Raw genomic sequence first — 16258 nt, 5'->3', positions numbered from 1 at the left:
CGCCGAACGGCTGGCTGCACGGTGAGCACGGCCCCGCTGGCAGGACCGGCCGGGCTGCAGCAGCAGCTGCGCGCCGCCGCCGCCGAGCTGGCGACCGCCGGTTGCCCCGCCCCGGCGGCCGAGGCCCGGGTGCTGGCCTGCCACCTGCTCGGGCTCGACCCCGGCCAGCTGGTGCTGGCCCCCGCGATGACGCCCGAGGTGCACGAGCGCTACCGCGAGCTGCTGCGCCGCCGGGCCGGAGGGGCGCCGGTGCAGCACCTCACCGGCGAGGCGTGGTTCCGCCACGTCCGGCTGGAGGTCGGCCCCGGCGTGTTCGTGCCGCGCCCGGAGACCGAGGTGATGGTCGGCTGGGCGGTGCAGCAGCTGGCCGACGCGCCGGCACCGCTGGTGGTCGACCTGTGCTCCGGCTCCGGCGCGATCGCCAAGGCGCTGGCCGACGAGCTGCCACGGGCCCGGGTGCACGCCGTCGAGCTGTCGGAGGAGGCGCTGGCCTACGCCGAGCGGAACCTGGCCGGCACCGGGGTCGCGCTGCACGCGGGCGACCTCGCCGACGCGCTGCCCGAGCTGGACGGCAGCGTCGACCTGGTCGTCAGCAACCCGCCCTACATCCCGCTGGAGGCGTGGGAGTCGGTGGCCACCGAGGTGCGCGACCACGACCCGGAGCTGGCGTTGTTCTCCGGCCTGGACGGGCTGGACGCGATGCGGACCCTCTCCGGAACGGCCCGGCGCCTGCTGCGACCCGGCGGGCTGCTCACCGCCGAGCACGCCGAGGTGCAGGAGCACAGCGTGGTGGAGCTGTTCGTGGCCGACGGGTGGCAGCAGGTGCGCGACCACCGCGACCTCAACGGACGTCCCCGCTTCGTCACCGCGACCCGCGGCTGAGACCGTCCGCGAAGGTTCGCCGGGAGGGCGTCAGCGGCCGCGGTCGCCGGAGCGCGGCGTGCGCACGGGCGGCACCACCTCGCGAGCACCCGGTCGTGCGGCGGCCCGGGTGGAGGCGGCCGACGCGACGCCGGCGTGCGCCGGTCGACGTAGTTCTGCGCCATGCCCTCGACGTCGGCCGGGCTGAGCTCCGCGGTCAGGTCGGCGCCGGGGGAGAGGTTCGGACGCAGGGTCCAGCCGGTCAGCACGTCGCCATCGAGGACGTCGCGGGTCCGCCCGTCGGAGGCGGCGATGGTCGCCAGCGAAGGCTGCGGCAGACCGGCCTCGGCGGCCGCGGCGGTGTGGTGGCTGACCAGCGCGTTCCACCCGGCGAGGTTCGCGCCGGCCGCGTCCCAGCGCTGGGCCTGCATGAGGGTGGCGACCGGTGTCGTGTCGTCGAGCGAGCCGCTGCTCGCCTGCTGGTGCAGGTCGGTCGGGAAGCGGACGTCGGCGTCCTCGGCCGCGGCCCGTTGAGCGCGTGCTGGACCTCGTGACCAGCACGAAGACGCACTCGTAGCGGTCCTCCAGCTGGCTGAGCGGGACGCTGATGTGGCGGGCGGAGGGGTCGTCGGTGCCGCCGGCGTCGACGTCGGCCGGTTGCACGGTGAAGCCGCGCAGCTCGTCGGTCGCGACCGCCCGGTCGAGCTGGCGCACGAGCGCGGGAGAGCTCTCGACGTGCGAACGCAGGGTCTCCGCCCGGTCGGCGCCGGCCCCGGGCTGGGCGGCGAAGCGATCGAACAGCGCACGCGACCCGTCCGACAGCCGGGGCCGGGCCTCATCCGGTGGCGACGGCGCTCACCCTGATCTCGGTGATCCGCTCGGGCAGCTCCGGCGACGTCCCACCGCTCGTGTCGACCCGGACCTGCAGCGGTCCGCGGACGTACCGGTACCCGGCCCGGGCCACGTGGGAGCCGTGGCTGCGCTGCTCGCCGAAACCGGCGGCCACCAGCGGCGTCGCCAGCCGTCCGACCTCGGTGCCGGCGACCTCGCCGTCGGGACGGTCGGCGACGACCTGCAGCAGCAGAACCCGTCCGGACGCGGGATGGTCGTGCAGTGCGACACCGCAGCGGTGGTGCGCACCGAGCCGGCGGCGTAGACGGTCTGCTCGGCGTCCTTCCGGGTGACGGGTAGCTGCAGGATCGCACCGGTCAGCTCCGCGGTGAGCTCGTCCATGCTCCTCGCCGCCGAGAGCAGCTGCAGGAACCGGTCGAGCACGACGTCGGCGGGCACGGTCGGCAGCGGCGGCTGCTCCGCAGGGCGTCCGTGGTCGGGGGAGCTCACGGCCTCACCCCACGGTGACCGGGTCCGCCACCCCCGGGTGGGTCAGTACAGCTTCTCGGCGTAGGACGGGCCGTAGTACTGCTGGAGCTCGCCCAGGTCGTCCTGCGGGCGGTAGAGCTCCTTGCTGATCTCGGCCACGCTGGGAAGCACGTCTGGGGTCCAGGTGTCGGGCTGCCAGAGCCCGGAGCGCAGGAAGGCCTTCGCGCAGTGGTGGAAGACCTCCTCGACGGTGATCTCGACGGCGAGCACCGGACGCCGCCCGCGCACCGCCATGGCGTCGAACCACGGGGCGTCACGGACCAGGCGGGCCCGGCCGTTGACCCGCAGGGTGTCGCCGCGCCCGGGCACGAAGGACAGCAGCCCGACGTGGGGGTTGACCAGCACGTTGCGGTAGCCGTCCACCCGCCGGTTGCCGGGACGCTCGGCGACCGCGACGTGGCCGTCGTCGATGACGTGCACCAGGGAGCCGGTCGGGTCGCCCTTGGGGCTGGCGTCGCAGCGGCCCTCGGCGTCGGCGGTGGCCAGCACGCAGAAGGGGGAGACCTCCAGCCAGCGACGGTCCAGCTCGACCAGCCGGGGTCGGACCTTGTCGCGCACGTGCGGAAGCGGGTGGCCGACGACCTCCTCGAGCTCGGCGATCGAGTCCACGGTCTGGACGTCGCCGGCCGGACCGCCGTCGGTGGGGGCGTCGGGGACGAGGTCGTCGCTGCTCCTCATGGCGTTCATCCTCCCATGCCGGTCCGCCGCCTCTGGCAGGATGGCCGGGTGAGCGAGGAGCAGGGCTGGCAGCACTTCATGTGCAGCGACGACGAGCTGTACCAGGGCGCCGCAGCCGCGCAGGCCGCCGTCGAGGCGGGGGAGTGCGTGGTGATCCCCACCGACACCGTCTACGGGATCGGCGCCGACCCGTTCTCCCCGGAGGCGGTGCAGCGGTTGCTGGACGCCAAGGGCCGAGGACGCGACATGCCGCCGCCGGTGCTGGTCAGCGAGCCGGCGGTGAGCCGCGCGCTGGCCACCCGGGTGCCGCGGGAGGCCGAGCAGCTGATGGAGGCCCATTGGCCCGGCCCGCTGACGCTCATCCTCACCGCCCAGCCGAGCCTGCGGATGGACCTCGGGGACACCGAGGGCACCATCGCCCTGCGGGTGCCCGACTCCGATGCGGCGCGGGTGGTGCTGCGGCGGACCGGGCCGCTGGCGGTGAGCAGCGCCAACAAGACGGGCCAGCCGCCGGCGGTCGACGTGCACGACGCGATCGACCAGCTGGGCGACCTGGTCAGCGTCTACCTCGACGACGGGCCGACGCCCGGCCCGCAGCCGTCCACCATCGTCGACTTCACCACCACCGACTCCGGCGTCGTGGTGCGTGAAGGGGTGCTGAGCCTGGAGCAGCTGCAGGCCACGGTCCCCGAGCTGACGCTGAGCCCCGAGCTCGAGGCGGCCCGGGAGGCCGCGGCCGAGGAGAGCACCGGGGAGGACGCCGCCGAGGCGGAGGCGACGGACGTCCCCGAGGACGGCGCCGCCACCGCTACCGAGGACGTCGCCGACGACACGGCGGTCACGCCCGGCACCGAGGACGCGCTGGTCCCGGACGACGCGGGGGAGACCGTCACCAGTGTCACCGACGACGGGTCCGTCGTGGTCCTCGACGAGGACGCCGCCGAGGACGGCGTGACGGTCGTGGCCGACGTGCCCGAGGCTGCCGCGGCGGCGGAGGCGCCCGCCGACGACCGGGCGGGGCAGATCGAGAGCCCGACCGGCGACCCGGTACCCGTCGACGACCCGGGCCCCGCCCCGACCGCCGCCGAGCTCGACCCCGCGGCGGAGGAGGGCGAGACGATCCCGGGCGACGAGGACGTGGACCGGCGTGACGTCGTCGACCAGGTCCTGGCCGGGGGAGAGCCGGCCGACCCGCCGGCCCGAACCTCGGACGAGCGCCGCTGAGGACGTCCCGCCGTGCGTGAGTACCTGCTGGTGCTGCTGGTCGCCGCCGGCGCCACCTACCTGGTCAGTGGGCTGTGCCGACGGCTGGCGCTGCGCTGGGGTGCCGTCGCCCGGGTCCGCGACCGCGACGTGCACGTGGTGCCGATCCCGTACTTCGGCGGCGTGGCGATGCTGGTGGGGATCGCGGCGGCGGTGCTGGTGGCGTCCCGGCTGCCCTTCCTGGGCAGCCAGCCGTTGGTCACCCACGACGCCGCCTACGTGCTGCTCGCGGCGGTGGTGATCTGCGTCGTCGGGGTGCTGGACGACCTGTACGACATGTCGGCGCTGGTCAAGCTCGCCGGGCAGGTGCTGGCCGCGGGGATCGTGGTGGTCAACGGCGTGCGGATGATGTGGATCCCGCTGCCGAACCGGATCATCTCGCTGGACGACATCACCTCGATCGCCATCACCGTCTTCTTCATCGTGCTCTGCACCAACGCGGTGAACTTCGTCGACGGCCTGGACGGCCTCGCCACCGGGGTGGTCGCCATCGGCGCGATGGCCTTCTTCACCTTCTGCTACGTGCTCACCCGTGAGCAGGACCTCTCCCGCGCCACCACCTCGGCCCTGATCGCGGTCGCCCTGGTGGGCGCCTGCCTGGGCTTCCTGCCGCACAACTGGTTCCCCGCGCAGATGTTCATGGGCGACTCGGGCTCGATGCTGCTCGGGCTGATGCTCGCCACCTCTGCGATCAGCCTCACCGGCCAGTTCGGGCTGCCGCAGATCCAGCCCGGGACCGAGGGCGGTGGGGTGCTGCCGGCCTACCTGCCGCTCGTGCTGCCGGTGGCGATCCTCGCGCTACCACTGCTCGACGTGGTGCTCGCCTGGACCCGGCGCACCATCGCCGGGCGCTGGTGGTTCGTGGCCGACAAGCAGCACCTGCACCACCAGCTGCTGCGCCGCGGGCACTCCCACCGCGGGGCCGTCGCGCTGCTCTATCTGTGGTCCGCGCTGATCTCCTTCGGCGTCATCGCGATCGGTCTGTCCCGCAGCTGGGTGGTGATGGCCGGGGTGGCGGTGCTGGCCGTGGTAGCCGTCGTCCTCACCCTCAGCCGCCCGCTGGACCGCTCCACCGAGCACCCGCAGATCCCCTCCCGGCGGGGCTGACCGCAGGTTTCGGCCGCACCCGGGCCCTTGTGCTAGTTTTCACAAGCGCCCCGAGCCGGGCCGCATCCTGGCCGCAGACGAGGATCTCGACCACCATGACGACCATGAGCATCGACGCCCGCGGGGAGTCCCCCGCAGACGCCGGTCAGGCGGTCGTGCTCGCCGAGCGGGCACGCCGGTTGCTGGTCGGCGGCGTGGTCGGCTGCCACGCGCTGGCCCTGCCCGCGGTGCTGGTCTGGGCCGTCGTGGACGGGGCCCGCGGGCTCCTGTCGGCCCTCGTCGGGCTGGCCCTGGTGCTGGTCTTCGACACGATCGGCCAGGCCGTCCAGATCCGCTTCGCCGGTGCCGCGCCACGCGTCCTGATGCGGGCCTCGCTGCTCTCCTTCGGTCTGCGCGCCTCGATCCTGGGTCTGCTGGTCGTCGGGTGGTCCAACCTCCCGGCCGAGTCGGTGGCCCGGGTCAACGCGATGGCACTGGCCGTGACGGGTGGTCTGGCGGTGGTCGGCTGGCTCGTGGGGGTCGTCCTGACCTACCGCCGGCTGCGGATTCCCATCTACGACGAGCCGTCGGATAGGGTCTACGACAACGTGTCGGAGAACGTCTCGGAAGGGGGTTGACCAGCATGACCGATCGGATCTCCGCTGATAGGGTCCTCACCGGTGCGGAGCGCTCCCGGGCCGACAACGCCGCCGGTGAACGGGAGGGCTACCGAGCCCTCTCCTACGTCATCGCGGGGCCTCTGGCCTACGGCGGTCTCGGTTGGGTGGGCGACCACTTCCTCGGCACGCAGTTCCTGCTGCCGCTGGGGCTCGTGCTGGGCCTCGGGCTGTCGGTGTACATGATCATCAAGCGTTACGGAGCCGTTCGGTGAACGGTCGACGCAGAGAGGAGCTCGCGTGGGCGGCCTGACCGTGCCCGGAGTGCCGATGAGGTTCCCGGTGCCGATGGAGACCGGCCACGGCGAGGAGGGTGGTTGGCACACTCCGAGCCTGGAGGACTTCGAGTTCGTCGGCGGCTTCGGCGGACCCGACTGGGTGAACAAGCCGTTCATCCAGGCCGTGCTCGCGGCCGTGATCGTCATCGTGCTCTGGCTGCTGGCCTCGCGCCGGCTCAAGGTCGTGCCCGGCAAGCTGCAGTTCCTCAACGAGTACTTCTACAACTTCATCCGCAACGGGGTCGCGCTCGAGGTGCTCGGGCAGCACGACTTCCGGCGCTACGTCCCCTACCTGGTCGGCCTGTTCTCCTTCATCTGGGTGAACAACCTCATGGGGCTCTTCCCGCTGCTGATGTTCCCGACGTTCTCCAACATCGGCTACGCCTGGGGCCTGGTGTTCCTCACCTACGTCATCTACAACGTGGCGGGTGTCGCCCGGCACGGGATGAAGTACTTCAAGAACAGCCTGCTTCCGGCCGGTGTGCCCTGGCCGCTGTGGTTCGTCATCATCCCGATCGAGTTCCTGTCGAACTTCGTCATCCGGCCGCTGACGCTGGGCCTGCGACTCTTCGGCAACCTGCTGGCCGGTCACCTGGTGGTGCTCGTCTTCGTCACCGGTGGCGCCTACCTGCTGTTCCAGGCCGACGGGGCGGTCAACAAGGTGGCCGGTGGCGCCTCACTCATCTTCAGCTTCGCGATCTTCGCCCTGGAGCTGCTGGTGTCGTCGCTGCAGGCCTACATCTTCACCGTCCTGACCGCCCAGTACGTGGCGTCCTCGCTGGCCGAGGACCACTGACCGCTCACCTGCTCATCAAGACCACTCACACTGAGTTGATCCGAAAGGAATCCCCATGGAAACCACTGGTCCGATCATCGAGGGCTCCCTCAACCTCATCGGTTACGGCCTCGCCGTCATCGGTTCGGGCATCGGCGTGGGCCTGATCTTCGCCTCGGTCATCCAGGGCACCGCCCGCCAGCCCGAGGCCCGTGGCGCCATGATGGGCACCGCCTGGATCGGCTTCGCCGTGGTCGAGGCTCTGGCCATCCTCGCCCTCGCCTTCTCCTTCGTGCTCTGATCATGCCTCTCCTCGAAATCAACCTCGGCCCGCTGCTGCCGCACTACGCCTCCGAGATCGTCATGGGCATCCTGCTCATGATCGTCATCTTCGTGGTGATGCAGCGGCTGGTGGTGCCGCGGTTCGAGCAGATGTACGACGAGCGTCGCGCCGCGATCGAGGGCGGGATGGAGAAGGCCGAGGCTGCGCAGCGCGAGGCCGAGGCCGCGCTGGAGCAGTACCGCGCCCAGCTCGCCGACGCCCGCTCCGAGGCCGCCCGGATCCGGGAGGACGCCAAGAACCAGGGTGCGCAGATCCTGGCCGAGATGCGCGAGGAGGCCCAGGCCGAGTCCGAGCGGATCCGCGCCCAGGCCCACGCCGCGATCGAGGCCGAGCGTGGCCAGGTGGTCGCCCAGCTCCGCGCCGAGGTCGGCGGCCTGGCCACCACCCTGGCCGGTCGGATCGTCGGTGAGTCCCTGGACGACGACGAGCGCGCCCGCCGCACGGTGGAGCGCTTCATCGCCGATCTGGAGTCCTCGCCGGCCGAGAGCGAGCGGGTATGACGCCGTCCGCACACGCCGCCGAGACGAGCCGGCTGTCCGCGCTGGACGCCGTGCTCGACGCCCAGCACGGGGCGACCCTGTCGGGCGACCTGTTCGCGGTGGTCGACCTGCTCGACCAGCAGCCGGCTCTGCGCCGGGCGCTGACCGACCCGGGCAAGCCGGTATCGGTCCGACAGCAGCTGGCCACCTCGCTGCTGCAGGGCAAGGTGGGCGAGGGGACGCTGAGCGTCCTCACCGCGGCGGTGGAGCACCGGTGGGCGAGCGGTCGCGACTTCGTGGCCGCCCTCGAGCGCCAAGCCGTGCGGGCGGTCTTCGCCTCTGTGGCCGGTGGCTCCGGGCTCGACGAGGTGGAGGACGAGCTCTTCCGCTTCGGCCGGCTGGTCGCCTCCGACCAGGGGCTGCGCAACGCCATCGCCGACCGTGCGGTTTCGGTGGGGCGACGCGAGGAGCTGGTCCGCGGGCTGCTCGTCGACCGGGCGGCCCCGGCCACCACGACGCTGGCGACCCGGGCGGTCCGGGCCCGCGAGCGCAGCTTCACCCGCACCCTCGAGGGCTACCTCGAGCTGGCCGCCCAGGTGCGTCAGCGCGCGGTCGCCACGGTACGGGTGGCGCGCCCGCTGGAGGCCGACCAGCAGGCACGCCTGCAGGCCGTGCTGACCCGGCAGGCCGGACGTCCGGTGGCGATGCACGTCGTCGTCGACCCGGCCGTGCTCGGCGGCATCCGCGTCGAGCTGGGCGACGAGGTCATCGAGGGCACGGTGGCCGCCCGCCTCGAAGAGGCCCGGCGCCGCCTGCACTGATCCGCGGATCAGCAGGCAGACGCACATACTTGCAAGCAGACGATCGACACGAGAGCTAGGGACGCAGAGCAATGGCGGAACTCACGATTCGCCCGGAGGAGATCCGGGACGCGCTGGACCGGTTCGTCCAGGACTACACCCCCGAGGCGTCCTCCCGCGAGGAGGTCGGCACGGTCATCACCTCCGGCGACGGCATCGCCCGGGTCGAGGGTCTGCCGTCGGCCATGGCCAACGAGCTGCTCGAGTTCGAGAACGGCGTGCTCGGCATCGCGCAGAACCTCGACGTCCGCGAGATCGGCGTCGTGGTGCTGGGTGACTCCGAGGGCATCGAGGAGGGCTCGACCGTCCGCCGCACCGGTGAGGTGCTGTCGGTGCGGGTCGGCGACGGCTACCTCGGCCGCGTGGTCGACGCGATGGGCAACGCCATCGACGGTCTGGGTGAGATCACCGACCTCGAGGCCCGCCGCGCGCTGGAGCTGCAGGCCGCCGGTGTGATGGACCGCCAGGAGGTCCGCGAGCCGCTGCAGACCGGGCTGAAGGCGATCGACGCGATGATCCCGATCGGTCGCGGCCAGCGTCAGCTCATCATCGGCGACCGCAAGACCGGCAAGACCGCCATCGCCCTCGACACGATCATCAACCAGAAGGCGAACTGGGAGTCGGGCGACCCGAAGAAGCAGGTCCGCTGCATCTACGTCGCCATCGGCCAGAAGGGTTCGACCATCGCCGAGGTGCGTCGCACCCTCCAGGACGCCGGCGCCCTCGCGTACACGACGATCGTGCACGCCCCGGCCTCCGACCCCGCCGGCTTCAAGTACATCGCTCCCTACACCGGCTCGGCCATCGGCCAGCACTGGATGTACGCGGGCAAGCACGTGCTGATCGTCTTCGACGACCTCACCAAGCAGGCCGAGGCCTACCGCGCCATGTCGCTGCTGCTGCGTCGCCCGCCGGGCCGTGAGGCCTACCCCGGCGACGTCTTCTACCTCCACTCCCGTCTGCTGGAGCGCTGCGCCAAGCTGTCGGACGAGCTGGGCGGTGGCTCGATGACCGGTCTGCCGATCATCGAGACCAAGGCGAACGACGTGTCGGCCTACATCCCGACCAACGTCATCTCCATCACCGACGGCCAGATCTTCCTGCAGTCCGACCTGTTCAACGCCAACCAGCGTCCCGCCGTGGACGTCGGTGTGTCGGTGTCCCGGGTCGGTGGCGCCGCGCAGGTCAAGGCGATGAGGGGTGTCGCGGGCTCGCTGAAGCTGAACCTGGCCCAGTACCGCGACATGCAGGCGTTCGCGATGTTCGCCTCCGACCTCGACGCCACCTCCCGCCGCCAGCTGGAGCGGGGCGCCCGCCTCACCGAGCTGCTGCGCCAGGGCCAGTACGCGCCGTACCCGGTCGAGGAGCAGGTGGTCAGCGTCTGGGCCGGCACCAACGGCTACTTCGACGAGGTGCCCGTCGACGACGTGCTGCGCTTCGAGCAGGAGCTGCTGGAGCACCTGCGCCACAACTCGCCGGTGCTGCAGACCATCCGCGAGACCCAGAAGTTCGACGACGACACCGCGAGCGCGCTGGAGCAGGAGATCGGGAAGTTCAAGCAGGGCTTCCAGACCTCCGACGGCAAGCTGCTGGTCGGCAACGAGCAGACCGAGGCGATCGAGGACGAGGACATCGAGCAGGCCCAGATCGTCAAGGGCAAGCGGGGCTGACGTGCCGACCACGACGACGACGAGCAGGACGGGGGTCTGAGGGATGCCAGCCAGCCTGCGCGAGCTGCGCCAGCGCCGGAACTCCGTCACCACCACCAAGAAGATCACCCGGGCGATGGAGCTCATCGCCGCGTCGAGGATCATCAAGGCCCAGCAGCGGGCCACGGCGGCAGCGCCCTACGCCCGCGAGCTGACCCGTGCGGTCTCGGCGGTCGCGACTTACTCCGAGGTCGACCACCCGCTGACCACCGAACGGGAGAACCCCCAGCGCGCGGCCATGGTGCTCATCACCTCCGACCGCGGACTGGCCGGTGCCTACTCCTCCTCGGTGATCAAGCAGGGTGAGGGGCTGGCCGAGCGGCTGCGTGGCGACGGCCTGGACGTGGCCCCCTACCTGGTCGGACGCAAGGCGGCGGCGTTCTACGGCTTCCGCAAGCGGGAGGTGGCCGGAGCCTGGGACGGCTTCTCCGACTCCCCGACCTACGCCCACGCCCGCGAGATCGCCGACACCCTGATCGAGGCGTTCAACGCCCCGGCCGAGGAGGGCGGGGTGGACGAGATCCACATCGTCTACACCCGGTTCGTCTCGATGCTGACCCAGCGCCCCGAGGTCATCCGGCTGCTCCCGCTCGAGGTCGTCGAGAGCGGGGGGGACGAGTCCCAGGGCCACGAGGTGTACCCGCTGTACGAGTTCGAGCCCGACCCCGCGACGGTGCTGGACGAGCTGCTGCCCCTCTACGTGGCCAGCCGCATCCAGTACTGCCTGCTGCAGTCGGCCGCCTCCGAGCTCGCCAGCCGGCAGCGCGCGATGAAGTCCGCCACGGACAACGCAGAACAGCTGATCGAGCGACTGACGCGTGAGGCCAACCAGGCGCGCCAGGCCGAGATCACCCAGGAAATCAGCGAGATCGTCGGTGGTGCAGCTGCGCTGGCCGATGCTTCCGAGAGCGAGTGAGAACAATGACTGCCACCATCAACGACACCCAGCCGGGGTACGGCAACGCGAGCGGCAACGGCATCGGCCGGGTCGCGCGGGTGATCGGCCCCGTGGTCGACGTGGAGTTCCCCGCCGACCAGATGCCCGACCTGATGCACGCTCTGCTGGTCGACCTCGAGGTGATGGGGGAGAAGCGGACCCAGACCCTGGAGGTCGCCCTGCACGTGGGCGACAACATCGTCCGGACGATCTCGCTCAAGCCCACCGACGGCCTGCGCCGCGGCGCCCCGGTGCGCGACACCGGGCAGCCGATCTCGGTGCCGGTCGGCGACGTCACGAAGGGCCACGTCTGGAACGTGACCGGTGAGGTGCTCAACGCCGACCCGAGCACCCTCCAGATCGAGGAGCGGTGGCCGATCCACCGCGACGCCCCGAAGTTCGACCAGCTCGAGTCCAAGACCGAGATGCTCGAGACCGGCATCAAGGTGCTCGACCTGCTCACCCCCTACGTCCAGGGCGGCAAGATCGGCCTGTTCGGCGGCGCCGGTGTGGGCAAGACGGTGCTCATCCAGGAGATGATCTACCGGATCGCCCACAACTTCGGTGGCACCTCGGTGTTCGCCGGGGTCGGCGAGCGCACCCGTGAGGGCAACGACCTCATCAACGAGATGGAGGAGGCCGGCGTCCTCAAGGACACCGCCCTCGTCTTCGGGCAGATGGACGAGCCGCCGGGCACCCGCCTGCGGGTGGCGCTGTCGGCGCTGACCATGGCCGAGTACTTCCGTGACGTGCAGAGCCAGGACGTGCTGCTCTTCATCGACAACATCTTCCGGTTCACCCAGGCCGGCTCGGAGGTCTCCACACTGCTCGGCCGGATGCCGTCCGCGGTGGGCTACCAGCCCAACCTGGCCGACGAGATGGGTCAGCTGCAGGAGCGGATCACCTCCACCCGCGGTCACTCCATCACCTCGATGCAGGCGATCTACGTGCCGGCCGACGACTACACCGACCCGGCCCCGGCGACCACCTTCGCCCACCTGGACGCCACCACCGAGCTGAGCCGCGAGATCGCCTCCCGCGGTCTGTACCCGGCGGTGGACCCGCTGAGCTCGACCAGCCGCATCCTCGACCCGCAGTACATCGGCCAGGAGCACTACGACGTGGCCGTGCGGGTCAAGCAGATCCTGCAGCGCAACAAGGAGCTGCAGGACATCATCGCGATCCTCGGCGTCGACGAGCTGTCCGAGGAGGACAAGATCGTCGTCAACCGGGCCCGCCGGATCCAGCAGTTCCTCAGCCAGAACACCTACATGGCCGAGAAGTTCACCAACATCCCGGGCTCCAGCGTCCCGCTCAAGGACACCATCGAGTCGTTCAAGATGATCTGCGACGGTGAGGTCGACCACATCGCCGAGCAGGCCTTCTTCAACGTCGGCGGTATGGACATGGTCGAGGAGAACTGGGCCCGGATGCAGAAGGAGGGCTGAGGTGGCCGAGCCGGGCAGCAGCGTGCTGCACGTCGAGGTGGTGGCTGCCGACCACTCCGTCTGGTCCGGTGACGTCACCTCCATCACCGCGCGCACCACCGAGGGCGACATCGGCATCCTGCCCGGGCACTCCCCGGTGCTGGCCGTGCTGGTGCCCTCGGGGGTGGAGATCGTCGAGCAGGGCGGCGGACGCCAGGTGGTCGCGGTCGACGGCGGCTTCATCTCCGTGGCGCAGAACCGGGTCTCGATCCTCAGCGAGTACGCCGCGATGAGCAGCGAGATCGACGCCGGCCGGGCCCGCTCCGAGCTCGAGGAGCTGCTCGGCCGGGTCGGCGCGGACGAGGACGACCCGGAGCTGCAGGCCGCCATCGCCCGGGCCAGGGCCCGGGTGAAGGCTGCCGAGCGGGCCAGGTGAGCGAGCGTCGGTAGTCTGCGGGTATGGAGTGGCTGCCGGTCGTCGAGATCGTCTTCGGCCTGCTGGCGCTGGCGGTCCTGCCGCTGCTCCTGATGGGCCTGCGCCGCCGCTGGCTCTCCCGCGCGGGCAGCATGTTCGAGTGCTCCATGCGGATCCAGACCACGACTCCGGGCGCCGGTTGGGCGCTCGGAGTCGCGCGTTACGAGGGCGAGAACCTGGACTGGTTCCGGGTCTTCTCGCTCTCGTTGCGCCCCCGGGTGCGGATCCCGCGGGAGGGCACCGCGCTGGTGCGGCGGCGTCCGCCGGAGGGCTCGGAGGCCGTGGTGCTCTACAGCGACCAGCAGGTGGTCCAGGTGTCGCGGCGCGGCCAGGAGCAGCTGGAGCTGGCGATGAACTCGGAGTCGGTGACGGGGTTCCTGTCCTGGCTGGAGGCGGCCCCGCCGCGCGACGACTACCCGACCTGACCGCCTAGCCTGTCGCCATGGTGACGATCTCGCGGGTGTACACCCGCACCGGTGACGCCGGGCGCACCCGGCTGTCGGACCTGTCGGAGACCGGCAAGACCGACCCGCGGGTGGAGGCCTACGGCGACGTCGACGAGGCCAACAGCCACCTCGGGGTGGCGCTGGCCTACGGGCTGGAGCCCGAGGTGCAGGAGGTGCTGGAACACCTGCAGAACGAGCTGTTCGACCTCGGTGCCGACCTGTCCACGCCGCTGGTCGAGCACCCCGAGCACGAGCCGCTGCGCATGGTCGCCGACAGCGTGCAGCGGCTGGAGCGGTGGTGCGACGAGTTCTCCGAGGACCTGCCGGTGCTGCGCTCCTTCGTGCTGCCGGGCGGGACGCCGGCGGCCGCCGCCCTGCACGTGGCCCGCACGGTCACTCGTCGCGCCGAGCGACGGGCCTGGGCCGCGGTCGCGGTGTACGGCACCGACCCCGCACCGGCCGACGGCTCCGCCCCGGGCGGGCTCAACCCGCTGGCGCTGACCTACCTCAACCGGCTGTCGGACCTGCTCTTCGTGCTGGCACGGCGGCTGGCCGTCCCGGACGGGGAGACGCTGTGGGTGCCCGGCAGCGGGCGCGGCAGGCGTCCGGCAGCCGCCGACCCGGAGGCGGATGTGGCAGGGTGACGCCCGTGCTGAAGCGAACCTTCCCCCTCCTGCTCGCCGCCGGTGTCGTCGTGCTCGGGGCGTGCAGCCCGCCGGAGAGCTCCCTGGACGACGCCCCCTCGCCGGAGGAGACCGCCGGCGCCCCGCAGGGCCAGGAGTCCGCGCCCGTCGGCGCCCTGTGCGAGTACCTGCCCGAGGGCCAGCCGTCCCGGCCGGTCGACCCGCCGTCGAGCGAGGTCGAGACCACCGGTGAGGTGGTCGCCACCATCGAGACCAACCAGGGACCGGTCACGGTGACGATGGACCGCGGTTCCGCGCCCTGCGCGGTGCACTCCTTCGTCTCCCTCGCCACCCAGGGCTTCTACGACGACACGGTCTGCCACCGCCTCAGCGACTCCGGCGGGCTGTTCATGCTGCAGTGCGGCGACCCCACCGCGACCGGCTCCGGCGGCCCGGGCTACCGCTTCGCCGAGGAGCTGACCGGGCAGGAGACCTACGGCGCCGGCACGGTGGCGATGGCCCGGACGACCCAGCCGGCCAGCACCGGCTCGCAGTTCTTCCTGGTCTACGAGGACTCCCAGCTCTCGCCGGACTACACCGTGCTCGGCACCATGGACGAGGCCTCGATCGGCGTGGTGGCCCGGATCGCCACCGAGGGCCAGGACGGCAGCTTCGGCCAGGTCGGCGGTGGCAAGCCGAACAACCCCTCGGAGATCTCCACCGTCACCGTCGGCTGAGCGGACACCGGTCAGGCCCAGCTGGCGGCCCAGGCGTCCAGCGCGGCCTGCACCTCGGCGTCGGTCTTGGGCTCGACCTGCGTCATCAGCGTCCAGCGGACGCCGAACGGGTCGCGGATCGAGGCGAAGCGGACGCCGTTGACGAAGTCGGTCGGCTGCTCCCGGACCGTGGCCCCGCGCTCGGCCGCCAGCCGGGTGGTGGCGTCCACGTCGGGCACGAACACGCCCAGGCTGGAGCTGACGGTGTCGTCGTCGGGGTCGGGTGCCCGGGTGTGGTACTCCTCGGACGGGGACATCACCGTGAACCGGCCGGCACCGAGGTCGAGGTCGCAGTGGACGACCGTGCCGTCGGGGCCGTCCATCCGGACCACCGGGCGGGCGCCGAGGACGTCGGTGTAGAAGGCGATCGCCTCGGCGGCGCGGTGCAGGACCAGCAGGGGGGTCAACGAGGAGTGGCCGGCGGGGACGTGTGCGTTCATGCCGACCAGCCTGGCCGGGGGCGGTGCCGTGGCGCTTGAAGATCCGCGACAGCTCGGTCGGGTGCTGCGTCCCGCCTCCACCCAGCAGGTGGCCGACACCCTGCGCGAGGACGTCGAGGGCCCGCTCGCCGACGTCCTGTCCCACCGCTGGCGCGTCCGCTGGGAGCGGGCACCCGGCCGGCCGCACACCGCGCGGGTGCTGTCGGACCCGGTGGTGCACCTGACCGCGGAAGCGGCCACCGACGAGACCGGCGCGGCGGCGCCGCTGCACGGCCACCCCACCCCGACGGTGCTGCTGCACGGATTGGTGCCGGAGGTGTTCGAGGTCGAGCTCCCCGTGGCCGGTGTGGTGCACGGGCTGGCCTTCCACCCCGGCGGGCTGAGCGTGCTCACCGGTACCGCTGCCCGGGCGTGGGCGGGACGCGTGCTGCCGGCCGGCGACGTCCTCGAGGTCGCCACGACCGACCCGGACGCCGACGACCCCTGGCAGCCCCTGGTCGAGGCGGTGGCGCGGCGGCACGACCCCGCCGCGGTGGCGGCCGACGCCGGGTACCGGCTGGTGCGTCGGGCCTTCGCCCTGGTCGAGGACCCCGGGGTGCGGACCGTGGAGGCGCTGGCCACCAGGCTGCACGTCTCGGCTCGCACCCTGCAGCGGGTGTTCCTGCACCACGTCGGCGCCGGACCGCTGTGGGTGCTGCGGCGGCGCCGGCTGCAGCAGGCGGCCGCCGCGCTGGACCTCGGCCGC

Annotated in this window: 21 protein-coding genes; 18 read left to right on the top strand and 3 right to left on the bottom strand. The window is 71.9% G+C overall.

Going from position 1 to position 16258, the window contains the following annotated elements; all coding sequences use genetic code 11:
- Positions 1 to 21 precede the first annotated feature (21 nt).
- Positions 22 to 882, top strand: coding sequence for a peptide chain release factor N(5)-glutamine methyltransferase (gene prmC / locus DVA66_RS06620; protein WP_332872858.1), 861 nt, complete (start codon positions 22 to 24; stop codon positions 880 to 882).
- An 814-nt stretch (positions 883 to 1696) separates the two neighbouring features.
- Here the strand turns inward: prmC and DVA66_RS21900 are convergent.
- Positions 1697 to 1825 (bottom strand): hypothetical protein, encoded by a 129-nt coding sequence (locus DVA66_RS21900; protein ID WP_269801602.1) that lies wholly within the window; start codon positions 1823 to 1825, stop codon positions 1697 to 1699.
- Between the two features lie 9 nt (positions 1826 to 1834).
- Here DVA66_RS21900 and DVA66_RS06610 point away from each other — a divergent pair, with 9 nt between their 5' ends.
- Positions 1835 to 2017 carry a hypothetical protein gene (locus tag DVA66_RS06610; RefSeq protein WP_157973872.1) on the top strand — a complete coding sequence of 61 codons (183 nt, stop codon included), beginning with the start codon at positions 1835 to 1837 and terminating at the stop codon, positions 2015 to 2017.
- A gap of 227 nt (positions 2018 to 2244) precedes the next feature.
- On the opposite strand, the gene DVA66_RS06605 is transcribed toward DVA66_RS06610, so the two are convergent.
- Entirely contained in the window at positions 2245 to 2919 is a 675-nt protein-coding gene (locus DVA66_RS06605; RefSeq protein ID WP_114559351.1) for a pyridoxamine 5'-phosphate oxidase family protein, read from the bottom strand.
- A 48-nt stretch (positions 2920 to 2967) separates the two neighbouring features.
- Here DVA66_RS06605 and DVA66_RS06600 point away from each other — a divergent pair, with 48 nt between their 5' ends.
- The 15 genes from DVA66_RS06600 to DVA66_RS06530 all read left to right on the top strand — a co-directional run bounded on the left by DVA66_RS06600 (position 2968) and on the right by DVA66_RS06530 (position 15034).
- Positions 2968 to 4143 carry an L-threonylcarbamoyladenylate synthase gene (locus tag DVA66_RS06600; RefSeq protein ID WP_232821812.1) on the top strand — a complete coding sequence of 392 codons (1176 nt, stop codon included), beginning with the start codon at positions 2968 to 2970 and terminating at the stop codon, positions 4141 to 4143.
- Between the two features lie 12 nt (positions 4144 to 4155).
- Positions 4156 to 5289 carry an MraY family glycosyltransferase gene (locus DVA66_RS06595; RefSeq protein WP_114559350.1) on the top strand — a complete coding sequence of 378 codons (1134 nt, stop codon included), beginning with the start codon at positions 4156 to 4158 and terminating at the stop codon, positions 5287 to 5289.
- Between the two features lie 104 nt (positions 5290 to 5393).
- Positions 5394 to 5906 carry a hypothetical protein gene (locus DVA66_RS06590; RefSeq protein WP_157973871.1) on the top strand — a complete coding sequence of 171 codons (513 nt, stop codon included), beginning with the start codon at positions 5394 to 5396 and terminating at the stop codon, positions 5904 to 5906.
- 5 nt (positions 5907 to 5911) lie between these two features.
- Positions 5912 to 6160 (top strand): hypothetical protein, encoded by a 249-nt coding sequence (locus tag DVA66_RS06585; protein WP_114559348.1) that lies wholly within the window; start codon positions 5912 to 5914, stop codon positions 6158 to 6160.
- 73 nt (positions 6161 to 6233) lie between these two features.
- A complete protein-coding gene (gene atpB / locus DVA66_RS06580) occupies positions 6234 to 7019 on the top strand; it encodes a F0F1 ATP synthase subunit A (protein WP_114559356.1) in 786 nt (261 codons plus the stop codon).
- Between the two features lie 55 nt (positions 7020 to 7074).
- Positions 7075 to 7299 (top strand): ATP synthase F0 subunit C, encoded by a 225-nt coding sequence (locus tag DVA66_RS06575; RefSeq protein WP_114124741.1) that lies wholly within the window; start codon positions 7075 to 7077, stop codon positions 7297 to 7299.
- Positions 7300 to 7301: 2 nt separating this feature from the next.
- A complete protein-coding gene (locus DVA66_RS06570) occupies positions 7302 to 7841 on the top strand; it encodes a F0F1 ATP synthase subunit B (protein WP_114124742.1) in 540 nt (179 codons plus the stop codon).
- Positions 7838 to 8641 (top strand): F0F1 ATP synthase subunit delta, encoded by an 804-nt coding sequence (locus DVA66_RS06565; RefSeq protein ID WP_114559347.1) that lies wholly within the window; start codon positions 7838 to 7840, stop codon positions 8639 to 8641. The genes DVA66_RS06570 and DVA66_RS06565 overlap by 4 nt, the downstream gene beginning before the upstream one ends.
- Before the next feature lie 71 nt (positions 8642 to 8712).
- Positions 8713 to 10350, top strand: a complete 1638-nt coding sequence (atpA, locus tag DVA66_RS06560; protein WP_114559346.1) for a F0F1 ATP synthase subunit alpha — start codon at positions 8713 to 8715, stop codon at positions 10348 to 10350.
- A gap of 43 nt (positions 10351 to 10393) precedes the next feature.
- Positions 10394 to 11305, top strand: a complete 912-nt coding sequence (locus tag DVA66_RS06555; protein WP_114559345.1) for a F0F1 ATP synthase subunit gamma — start codon at positions 10394 to 10396, stop codon at positions 11303 to 11305.
- A gap of 5 nt (positions 11306 to 11310) precedes the next feature.
- Complete coding sequence (gene atpD / locus DVA66_RS06550; protein ID WP_114559344.1) at positions 11311 to 12774, top strand: F0F1 ATP synthase subunit beta; 1464 nt, start codon at positions 11311 to 11313, stop codon at positions 12772 to 12774.
- Between the two features lies 1 nt (position 12775).
- Positions 12776 to 13189: a F0F1 ATP synthase subunit epsilon gene (locus DVA66_RS06545; protein WP_114559343.1), complete on the top strand. Its 414-nt coding sequence runs from the start codon at positions 12776 to 12778 to the stop codon at positions 13187 to 13189.
- 23 nt (positions 13190 to 13212) lie between these two features.
- Complete coding sequence (locus DVA66_RS06540; RefSeq protein ID WP_198671542.1) at positions 13213 to 13653, top strand: DUF2550 domain-containing protein; 441 nt, start codon at positions 13213 to 13215, stop codon at positions 13651 to 13653.
- Between the two features lie 17 nt (positions 13654 to 13670).
- Positions 13671 to 14318: a cob(I)yrinic acid a,c-diamide adenosyltransferase gene (locus DVA66_RS06535; protein WP_114559342.1), complete on the top strand. Its 648-nt coding sequence runs from the start codon at positions 13671 to 13673 to the stop codon at positions 14316 to 14318.
- Positions 14319 to 14323: 5 nt separating this feature from the next.
- The gene (locus DVA66_RS06530) at positions 14324 to 15034 is read left to right on the top strand and encodes a peptidylprolyl isomerase (protein WP_198671541.1); all 711 of its coding nucleotides are present in this window, start codon (positions 14324 to 14326) and stop codon (positions 15032 to 15034) included.
- An 11-nt stretch (positions 15035 to 15045) separates the two neighbouring features.
- On the opposite strand, the gene DVA66_RS06525 is transcribed toward DVA66_RS06530, so the two are convergent.
- Positions 15046 to 15513 carry a VOC family protein gene (locus DVA66_RS06525; protein ID WP_114559341.1) on the bottom strand — a complete coding sequence of 156 codons (468 nt, stop codon included), beginning with the start codon at positions 15511 to 15513 and terminating at the stop codon, positions 15046 to 15048.
- Between DVA66_RS06525 and DVA66_RS06520 the strand changes: the two genes are divergently transcribed.
- The coding region (locus DVA66_RS06520) for a DUF6597 domain-containing transcriptional factor (protein WP_114559340.1) at positions 15512 to 16258 on the top strand (747 nt) is incomplete at its 3' end. The genes DVA66_RS06525 and DVA66_RS06520 overlap by 2 nt on opposite strands.

Source organism: Desertihabitans aurantiacus (assembly GCF_003344635.1).
Taxonomy (GTDB): Bacteria; Actinomycetota; Actinomycetes; order Propionibacteriales; family Propionibacteriaceae; genus Desertihabitans; species Desertihabitans aurantiacus.
Note: the sequence above shows the minus strand (reverse complement) of the source record. Positions and strands in the feature narration are given on the sequence as shown.

What these genes read in the sequence shown, in the direction of transcription:
- DVA66_RS06605 (WP_114559351.1), bottom strand. Translation starts at nt 2,919, where the DNA reads ATGAGGAGCAGCGACGACCTCGTCCCCGACGCCCCCACCGACGGCGGT.
- DVA66_RS06590 (WP_157973871.1), top strand. Translation starts at nt 5,394, where the DNA reads ATGAGCATCGACGCCCGCGGGGAGTCCCCCGCAGACGCCGGTCAGGCG.
- DVA66_RS06585 (WP_114559348.1), top strand. Translation starts at nt 5,912, where the DNA reads ATGACCGATCGGATCTCCGCTGATAGGGTCCTCACCGGTGCGGAGCGC.
- atpB (WP_114559356.1), top strand. Translation starts at nt 6,234, where the DNA reads ATGGAGACCGGCCACGGCGAGGAGGGTGGTTGGCACACTCCGAGCCTG.
- DVA66_RS06575 (WP_114124741.1), top strand. Translation starts at nt 7,075, where the DNA reads ATGGAAACCACTGGTCCGATCATCGAGGGCTCCCTCAACCTCATCGGT.
- DVA66_RS06570 (WP_114124742.1), top strand. Translation starts at nt 7,302, where the DNA reads ATGCCTCTCCTCGAAATCAACCTCGGCCCGCTGCTGCCGCACTACGCC.
- DVA66_RS06565 (WP_114559347.1), top strand. Translation starts at nt 7,838, where the DNA reads ATGACGCCGTCCGCACACGCCGCCGAGACGAGCCGGCTGTCCGCGCTG.
- atpA (WP_114559346.1), top strand. Translation starts at nt 8,713, where the DNA reads ATGGCGGAACTCACGATTCGCCCGGAGGAGATCCGGGACGCGCTGGAC.
- DVA66_RS06555 (WP_114559345.1), top strand. Translation starts at nt 10,394, where the DNA reads ATGCCAGCCAGCCTGCGCGAGCTGCGCCAGCGCCGGAACTCCGTCACC.
- atpD (WP_114559344.1), top strand. Translation starts at nt 11,311, where the DNA reads ATGACTGCCACCATCAACGACACCCAGCCGGGGTACGGCAACGCGAGC.
- DVA66_RS06540 (WP_198671542.1), top strand. Translation starts at nt 13,213, where the DNA reads ATGGAGTGGCTGCCGGTCGTCGAGATCGTCTTCGGCCTGCTGGCGCTG.
- DVA66_RS06535 (WP_114559342.1), top strand. Translation starts at nt 13,671, where the DNA reads ATGGTGACGATCTCGCGGGTGTACACCCGCACCGGTGACGCCGGGCGC.
- DVA66_RS06525 (WP_114559341.1), bottom strand. Translation starts at nt 15,513, where the DNA reads ATGAACGCACACGTCCCCGCCGGCCACTCCTCGTTGACCCCCCTGCTG.